The following is a 2,916-nucleotide window of genomic DNA, read 5'->3' on the forward strand; positions in this document are numbered from 1 at the left end:
TGGCGTCGATCTACCCGCGCGATCTTCGGCCCCAGCCACCGCCCGCATTGTCGTCTGTTCATCGGTGCGACCTTCATTCTGTTCATCGGTGCCACCACCGCGTTCTTCACCGGCCTGATCGGCATCGTGCAGAACGACATCAAGCGCGTGGTCGCGTACTCGACGCTGTCCCAGCTCGGTTACATGACCGTGGCGCTGGGCGTGTCTGCCTATTCGGCGGCCGTGTTCCACCTGATGACCCACGCCTTCTTCAAGGCGCTGCTGTTCCTGGGTGCCGGCTCGGTCATCATCGCCATGCACCACGAGCAGGACATGCGCAGGATGGGCGGCCTGCGCAAGTACATGCCGATCACCTTCATCACCATGTGGATCGGCACCCTGGCCCTGGTCGGTACGCCGTTCTTCTCCGGTTTCTACTCGAAGGACACCATCATCGAGGCCGCCGAGATCCACGCCCACGTGCAGGGCACCTGGGTGGCCACCTATGGCTACTGGGCCGTGCTGGGTGGCGTGCTGGTCACCAGCTTCTACAGCTTCCGCCTGCTGTTCCTGACCTTCCACGGTCCGGAGCGCTTCCGTGACGCGCACCATGATGACCACGGCCATGACGACCATCATGCTGCCGATGCGCACCACGCCGACGCGCACCACGGCGATGCCCATGACGACCACGGCCACGGCCACGGTCCGCATGAGCCGCACGAAACCCCATGGGTGGTGACCCTGCCGCTGATCCTGCTGGCCATCCCCTCGATCGCCATCGGCTTCTTCAGCATCGGTCCGATGCTGCACGGCACTGACTGGGCCGGCCATCACGCCCACGAAGCGATCAAGGGCCAGGCGACCACGTTCTTCACCGGCATCGTCGATTTCTACGATCCGGCCAAGAACACCGTGGGCTTCCTCGGCGAGGAGTTCCATGGCCCGGTGGCATTCGCGCTGCATGGCATGATGGCGCCGCCGTTCTTCCTGACCGTCGCAGGCTTCCTGCTGGCCGCGCTGTTCTATCTGTGGAAGCCGGACCTGTCGGGCAAGGCACGCAAGACCTTCGCCCCGCTGGTGTCGGTGCTGGAAAACAAGTACGGCTTCGACAAGCTGTGGATCGATGGCTTTGCCGGTGGCAGCGTCAAGCTCGGCAAGGTCGCACGCTGGATCGACAGCAACATCGTCGACGGCGTGGTCAATCTCTCGGCACGTGTTGTGGACGTCGCAGCCGGCGTGCTGCGTCGTACCCAATCCGGTTTCCTCTATCACTACGCCTTCGCGATGATCATCGGCCTGATTGCCCTGCTGGGCGTGCTGATGCATTACCTGCGTTGATGACCTGTACGGAATAAGAAGACGTGTCGAACTGGCCCCTACTCAGTGTCCTCATCTGGCTGCCGATCCTCGGCGGTGCCCTGATCCTTGCGATCCGTAATGCGCAGACTGCCCGCTGGGCATCCATCGGCGTGGCGCTGCTGACCTTCGTCGCGAGTCTCTCGCTGCTCAGCGGCTACAACCCGGCTGCCGATGGCATGCAGTTCGTCGAGACCCATGCGTGGATCCCGGCGTACAAGATCGGCTACAACCTGGGCGTGGATGGCATCGCCATCGCGCTGATCCTGCTGACCACCCTGGTCGGTGTGCTGGCTCTGCTGGGCGCCTGGAGCGCCATCGACAAGCGCGTAAACCAGTACGTGGCGGCCTTTCTGATCCTGGAAGGCGTCACCGTGGGCATTTTCTCGGCCACCGACGCGATGCTGTTCTACGTGTTCTTCGAGACGATGCTGATCCCGATGTTCCTCATCATCGGTGTCTGGGGCGGCCCGCGCCGCATCTACGCCGCGATGAAGTTCTTCCTGTACACCTTCCTCGGCTCGGTGCTGATGCTGGTGGCGCTGATCTACCTGTACATGAAGGGCGGCAGCTTCCAGCTGGCCGACCTGTACGCGCTGCCGCTGAGCGCCAGGGAACAGACCTGGATCTTCTTCGCCTTCCTGATCGCCTTCGCGGTCAAGGTGCCGATGTTCCCGGTGCACACCTGGCTGCCGGATGCCCACGTGGAAGCGCCGACCGCCGGTTCGGTCATCCTGGCCGCCATCGCGCTGAAGATCGGTGGCTACGGTTTCCTGCGCTTCAACCTGCCGATCGTGCCCGATGCGTCCAGCGAATGGGCGTGGCTGGTGATCGCGCTGTCGTTGATCGCGGTGATCTACGTCGGCCTGGTCGCCCTGGTGCAGGACGACATGAAGAAGCTGATCGCCTATTCGTCGATCGCGCACATGGGCTTCGTCACCCTCGGCACCTTCATCGCGCTGTGGCTGGTGCGTGAAGCCGGCAACGCCGATGCGGCCCGCCTGGGCCTGCAGGGCGCCATGGTGCAGATGATCTCGCACGGCTTCGTCTCCGGTGCGATGTTCTCCTGCGTCGGCGTGCTGTACGACCGCATGCACAGCCGGCGCATCGCCGATTACGGCGGCGTGGTCAACGTGATGCCGTGGTTTGCCACCTTCGCCATGCTGTTCTTCATGGCCAATGCCGGCCTGCCGGGCACCAGTGGTTTTGCCGGTGAGTTCATGGTCATCCTGGCCGCGTTCCAGCGGAACCCGTGGATCGCCCTGGGCGCCGCCACCACCCTGATCATCGGTGCTGCTTACACCCTGTGGCTGTACAAGCGCATATTCTTCGGCGAAGTGGCAAACAGCCATGTGGCCGAGCTGAAGGACATCAACGGCCGCGAGTGGGCACTGCTCACCGTGTTCGCCATCGGCGTGCTGGCACTGGGCATCTACCCCAAGCCGCTGACCGACCTGATGGAGCCCTCGATCGCGAAGCTGGCGATGCAGATCGCATCCAGCAAGCTGCTGTAATTCCAGGATTCGACGAAGTCCAGCCAGTTGCCGATTTCCATGCGGCGGAAGCGATCAGCGTCGG

The 2,916-nt window shown here is 63.3% G+C and carries 2 protein-coding genes; both read left to right on the top strand.

Translation table 11 applies throughout. The annotated features are described in order from the left end of the window. Positions 1 to 1,320, top strand: a 1,320-nt coding sequence (locus ACQKDV_RS18995; protein ID WP_427785791.1) for a proton-conducting transporter membrane subunit, incomplete at its 5' end; no start/stop codon positions are given. Between the two features lie 23 nt (positions 1,321 to 1,343). After that, positions 1,344 to 2,852 carry an NADH-quinone oxidoreductase subunit M gene (locus ACQKDV_RS19000; protein ID WP_427785792.1) on the top strand — a complete coding sequence of 503 codons (1,509 nt, stop codon included), beginning with the start codon at positions 1,344 to 1,346 and terminating at the stop codon, positions 2,850 to 2,852. Positions 2,853 to 2,916 lie beyond the last annotated feature (64 nt).

The organism is Stenotrophomonas sp. NPDC077659 (assembly GCF_050268705.1).
GTDB lineage: Bacteria > Pseudomonadota > Gammaproteobacteria > Xanthomonadales > Xanthomonadaceae > Stenotrophomonas.